Below are 5677 nucleotides of genomic sequence, written 5' to 3' on the forward strand. Positions count from 1 at the left end.
GTCGACTTCCGCCCCACCCGTCACATTCGGCGCTTTTTGATCCGCGCGGTGATCCACACCCGCGCGGGCCGCGGCGCCGGTACCGGTGGGCCCGCGGCGACCGGTAGAATCGGACCACGTGATCACCGCGACCGGTCTGGAATTGCGGGCCGGGACCCGGATCCTGCTCGCCGATACGACACTGCGCGTCCACCCGGGCGACCGCATCGGGCTCGTCGGGCGCAACGGCGCCGGCAAGACCACCTCCCTGCGCGTGCTGGCCGGCGAGTCCTTGCCGTACGCCGGCACGGTCACCGCCACGGCTCCGATCGGCTACCTGCCGCAGGATCCGCGCGAGGGCGATCTGGAGATCACCGCGAAGAACCGGGTGCTGTCGGCCCGAGGGTTGGACGTCCTGGTCGCCGAACTGGAGAAGGTCCAGATCCGGATGGCCGAGCTGACCGACCCCGATGAGCTGGACGCCGCCACCCGGCAGTACGGGCGGATCGAGGAGCGCTTCTCGGCGCTGGGCGGGTACGCGGCGGAGTCCGAGGCGGCGCGCATCTGCTCGAACCTGGGCCTGCCCGATCGCGTCCTGGAGCAGAAGATGCAGACGCTGTCCGGCGGCCAGCGCCGGCGCGTCGAACTGGCCCGCATCCTGTTCGCCGCCCGGGCCGAGGACGGGGCCGGGTCGGGCACGATGCTGCTGCTCGACGAGCCCACCAACCACCTGGACGCCGACTCCATCGTCTGGCTGCGGGACTACCTGCGGTTGTTCTCCGGCGGCGTCGTCATCATCTCGCACGACGTCGACCTGCTGGCCGCCGTCGTCAACAAGGTCTGGTTCCTCGATGCCGTCCGCGGCGAGCTGGACCCGTACAACATGGGCTGGTCGCGCTACCTGGAGGCACGGGCCACCGACGAGCAGCGCCGTCGCCGGGAGCGGGCCAACGCCGAGAAGAAGGCGTCCGCCCTGATGGCCCAGGCGGCCAAGCTCGGGGCCAAGGCGACCAAGGCGGCCGCGGCGCACCAGATGGTGCGGCGGGCCGAGAAGCTGATGTCCGGACTCGACGACGTCCGGGTGGCCGATCGCGTCGCCCGGATCCGGTTCCCGCAGCCCGCGGCCTGCGGGCGCACCCCGCTCACCGCGTCCAACCTGTCCAAGATCTACGGCTCGCTGGAGGTGTTCACCGGGGTCGACCTCGCGATCGACCGGGGCAGCCGGGTCGTCGTCCTCGGGTTCAACGGGGCCGGCAAGACCACCCTGCTGCGGTTGCTCGGCGGACGCGAACGGCCGGACACCGGAGAGGTCATCCCCGGGCACGGGCTCAAGCTCGGCTACTACGCCCAGGAGCACGAGACGATCGACCCGGACGCGACGGTTTGGGAGAACACCCGGCATGCCGCGCCCGACGCGGGAGCGCAGGAACTGCGCAACCTGCTGGGCTCGTTCATGTTCACCGGTGAGCAGCTCGACCAGCCGGCGGGCACCCTGTCCGGCGGCGAGAAGACCCGGCTCGCGCTGGCCGGGCTGGTGTCATCGGCGGCGAACGTGCTCCTGCTCGACGAGCCGACCAACAACCTGGATCCGGCCAGCCGGGAGCAGGTGCTGGAGGCGCTGCGGTCGTACGCCGGTGCGGTCGTGCTGGTCACCCACGATCCGGGGGCGGTGAGCGCGCTCCAACCGGAGCGGGTGATCCTGCTGCCCGACGGCACCGAGGACCACTGGTCGCCGGACTACCTGGACCTGGTCGAACTGGCCTGACGGCCGACCGGCGGGCGCCGGCCGCGCGGCCTCCGGTCGGGTGGGCGGCCCGCGGCCCGTCCGTCGGCGATCGTGTGCGCCGGTCGTCGGTTCGGCGTTCGCCTGGCGGGTCGACGGGTTCTGTTCGATCATGGACGACAGCAACCGCCCGACCGCCGAAATGACCGGGCCTCCTACCGAGGGGTGGCGACGTGGCCACAGAATCGAAGACAGCAGCGACAGCCGGATCGAAGACGGCCAAGACCGTGACGATCAAGAAGGGCGCGCGGATCACCGGCGCGGCCCGGGACAAGCTGGCCGCCGATCTGCGCAAGAAGTACGAGAAGGGGCAGAGCATCCGCGCCCTCGCCGAGGGAACCGGCCGGTCCTACGGCTTCGTGCACCGGCTGCTGCTGGACGCCGAGGTGCCGTTGCGCGGCCGGGGCGGCGCCACCCGCACGAAGAAGAAGTGACCCGGGGCCCGGCCACCGGCACGCCGCCGGGTCCGGACCCGGACCTGCTGCGCCGCGGGCACGTCGTCCTGCGGCTCGACGGTCCGGTGGCCACCGTGTCGCTGGATCGGCCGGCCGTCCGGAACGCGCAGCTTCCCGAAACCTGGTCCGCGCTGGCCCATCTGGGAGCGGTGCTGCCGGACGAGGTGCGGGTGGTGATCGTTTGCGGCGAGGGTCCGTCGTTCTCGGCGGGCCTGGACCGGTCGGCGTTCGCGCCGACGCCCGACTCTTTGCTGGGCACCATCGCCCGCGCACCGCAGAGCGTGGCGGACGACCTGATCGCGGAGTTCCAGTCCGCCTTCACCTGGCTGTCCGACCCGCGGTTCGTCTCGATCGCCGCCGTCGCCGGGCACGCGGTCGGCGCCGGCTTCCAGCTGGCCCTGGCCTGCGACCTGATCGTGGTCGCCGACGACGCCGAGTTCCGGATGGCCGAGGTCGGCCTCGGGCTGGTGCCCGATCTCACCGGCACCGGCCGGCTGGTCCGGCTGGTCGGCTACCAGCGCGCGCTGGAGATCTGCGCGACCGGCCGGCACGTCCACGCGGACGAGGCGGTGCGGATCGGGCTGGCGCTGTGCAGCGTGCCGCCGGCCGATCTGGACGCCGCGGTGGCCGACCTGGCCGCGGCCCTGGTCGAGTCCCCGGTCGACGCGGTGCGGGCGGTCAAGGGGCTGCTGGTCGGTGCGCTCGACCGCAGCGCCGACGAGCAGCGCGCGGCCGAACGGGCCGCCCAGATTCCGTTGATCGGGCGGCTGGCCGCGGCCGCGCAGGCGGCCGCCGACTCCGACGCCGCCCGCTGATCGCGCCGACGCCGCGCCGATCGCGCCGACGCCGCGCCGATCGCGCCGACGCTGCGCCGATCGCGCCGACGCTGCGCCGATCGCGCCGACGCTGCGCCGATCGCGCCGACGCTGCGCCGATCGCGCCGACGCCGCGCTGACCGCCGCCAGCCGCCGACCACCCCTACCGCTGCGCGGATCAACTCACGCCGAATGGGACCGGTGGGACGACAGTCGACGACATCGTCCGCGCCGGCGTTGTTGATCCGCGCGGGCAGGGCGGCCGGGGCGGTCAGCCCTGGCGGACCGACACCTCGACCAGGTCCAGGACGCGGTCCAGGCGATCGGGCGGCAGGCCGGCGGCCAGGTGGGCCGTCAGGCCCTCCATGACCAGTTCGAGATAGCTCGCCACCTCGTCGATCTCGGCGTCCGCACGCAGGCTGCCGAGCTGCCGCTGCTGGCGCAGCCGGTCGCGCACGGCCGCGCCGAGCGAGGCCTGCTGGGGCTGCCAGGACGCGCGGAAGGCCGGATCGGTGCGCAGCCGGCGGGCGATCTCCAGCTGCGTCCCGATCCGTTGCGCGTCCGGCGCGGCGATCATCTCCCGCATCACCTGCACCAGCCCGTGCTCGGCCACCGTCTGGCGCATGGCCGCCGCGTCCTGCTCGGCGACGGCCAGGAACAGCGCCTCCTTGTCGGCGAAGTGGTGGAAGATCGCCCCGCGGGACAGGCCGATCTCCTCCTCCAGCACCCGCACCGTCGCGCCCTCGTAACCGTGACGGGCGAAACAGGCGCGGGCGCCGTCGAGGATCTGCTGCCGCCGGGCCTTGAGCCGATCAGGACTGACCCTGGGCACCGGCCCGGGTCAGGCCGAGCCGGCCAGCAGGTTCCGCAGCACGTACTGCATGATCCCGCCGTTGCGGTAGTAGTCGGCCTCACCGGGGGTGTCGATGCGAACCTTGGCCTCGAACTCGGTGACCTCACCCGAGGGCGTGGTCGCGGTGACCGTCACCGTCCGCGGCGTCCGGCCCTCGTTGAGCTCGGTGATCCCCGCGATGTCGAAGGTCTCGTCGCCGGTCAGGCCGAGGGTCTTGGCCGATTCACCGTCGGGGAACTGCAGCGGGATCACGCCCATGCCGATCAGGTTCGACCGGTGGATCCGCTCGAACGACTCGGTGATGACCGCCCGCACGCCCAGCAGCGCGGTGCCCTTGGCCGCCCAGTCGCGGGACGAGCCGGAGCCGTACTCCTTGCCACCCAGGATGACCAGCGGGGTGCCGGCCGCGGCGTAGTTCTGGGCCGCGTCGTAGATGAACGCCTGCGGCGCACCCTCGACCGTGAAGTCGCGGGTGTAGCCGCCCTGGACGTCGTCCAGCAGCTGGTTGCGCAGCCGGATGTTGGCGAACGTGCCGCGGATCATCACCTCGTGGTTGCCCCGGCGCGAGCCGTACGAGTTGAAGTCCTTGCGGGCGATGCCGTGCTCGGTGAGGTACTTGCCGGCCGGGGTGTCCGCCTTGATCGCGCCGGCGGGGGAGATGTGGTCGGTGGTGACGCTGTCACCCAGCTTGGCCAGCACCCGCGCGCCGGCGATGTCGGTGACCGGGGCGGGCTGCGCCGGCATGCCCTCGAAATACGGGGGCTTGCGGACGTAGGTGGAGTCGGCGTCCCACTCGAAGGTCTTGCCCTCCGGGGTGGGCAGCGACTTCCAGCGCTCGCCGCCGTCGAAGACGTCGGCGTAGCTGGCCGCGAACATCTCCTGGTTGATCGCCGCGCCGATGGTTTCCTGGATCTCCTGCGGCGTCGGCCAGATGTCCTTCAGGAACACGTCGTTCCCGTCGGAATCCTGCCCGAGCGGCTGCTCGTCGAAGTCGAAGTCCATCGTGCCGGCCAGGGCGTAGGCGATCACCAGGGGCGGCGAGGCCAGGTAGTTCATCTTGACGTCCGGGTTGATCCGGCCCTCGAAGTTGCGGTTGCCCGACAGCACCGACACGACGGTCAGGTCGGCCTCGTTGACCGCGGCCGAGATCTCGTCGGGCAGCGGGCCGGAGTTGCCGATGCACGTGGTGCAGCCGTAGCCGACCAGGTTGTAGCCCAGCTTCTCCAGGTAGGGCCACAAGCCCGCCTTGTCGTAGTAGTCGGTGACGACCTGCGAGCCCGGCGCCATCGTGGTCTTGACCCACGGCTTGACCGACAGACCCTTGTTGACCGCGTTGCGGGCGAGCAGGGCGGCACCGAGCATGACCGACGGGTTGGAGGTGTTGGTGCACGAGGTGATCGCGGCGATCACCACGGCGCCGTGGTCCAGCTCGAACTCGCCCAGCTCCGGCGAGGAGACCCGGGTGGGCTTCGACGGCCGGCCGGCGGCGCCGTTGGCGGCACTGTGCAGCGCGGCGACCACGCCCGCGTCGGCGTCCTCCTCCGCGTGCACCGCGCTCACCGAGGCCGGATCGCTGGCCGGGAAGGACTCCTCGACGGCCTCGTCCAGCTTGGTCTCCGGCGCGGCGTTGCCGTTCACGACGTAGTCGTGGACGGCCTTGCGGAACGAGCCCTTGGCGTCGGACAGCTCGATCCGATCCTGCGGGCGCTTCGGGCCGGCGATGGACGGCACCACCGTCGACAGATCCAGCTCCAGGTACTCCGAGTACACCGGCTCCGTGGCCGGGTCGTGC

Annotated in this window: 5 protein-coding genes; 3 read left to right on the plus strand and 2 right to left on the minus strand. The window is 72.1% G+C overall.

Annotated features, from left to right (window positions below; translation table 11 throughout):
- Positions 1-118: 118 nt before the first annotated feature.
- The 3 genes from ACOJUF_RS23305 to ACOJUF_RS23315 all read left to right on the plus strand — a co-directional run bounded on the left by ACOJUF_RS23305 (position 119) and on the right by ACOJUF_RS23315 (position 3032).
- A complete protein-coding gene (locus tag ACOJUF_RS23305) occupies positions 119-1744 on the plus strand; it encodes an ABC-F family ATP-binding cassette domain-containing protein (protein ID WP_420124195.1) in 1626 nt (541 codons plus the stop codon).
- Between the two features lie 245 nt (positions 1745-1989).
- On the plus strand, positions 1990-2196 hold the full coding sequence (locus ACOJUF_RS23310; protein ID WP_395725803.1) for a helix-turn-helix domain-containing protein: 207 nt from the start codon (positions 1990-1992) through the stop codon (positions 2194-2196).
- Positions 2193-3032, plus strand: a complete 840-nt coding sequence (locus ACOJUF_RS23315; protein ID WP_420124196.1) for an enoyl-CoA hydratase/isomerase family protein — start codon at positions 2193-2195, stop codon at positions 3030-3032. Before ACOJUF_RS23310 ends, ACOJUF_RS23315 begins: the two co-directional genes overlap by 4 nt.
- A 271-nt stretch (positions 3033-3303) precedes the next feature.
- Here the strand turns inward: ACOJUF_RS23315 and ACOJUF_RS23320 are convergent, their stop codons facing one another.
- Both ACOJUF_RS23320 and acnA read right to left on the minus strand, forming a co-directional pair.
- Positions 3304-3864: a TetR family transcriptional regulator gene (locus ACOJUF_RS23320; RefSeq protein WP_420124197.1), complete on the minus strand. Its 561-nt coding sequence runs from the start codon at positions 3862-3864 to the stop codon at positions 3304-3306.
- Between the two features lie 9 nt (positions 3865-3873).
- Positions 3874-5677 (minus strand): aconitate hydratase AcnA (acnA, locus tag ACOJUF_RS23325; protein WP_420124198.1); only part of this gene is annotated, 1804 nt, incomplete at its 5' end.

It is taken from the genome of Nakamurella sp. (genome assembly GCF_048594475.1).
Classification (GTDB): domain Bacteria; phylum Actinomycetota; class Actinomycetes; order Mycobacteriales; family Nakamurellaceae; genus Nakamurella.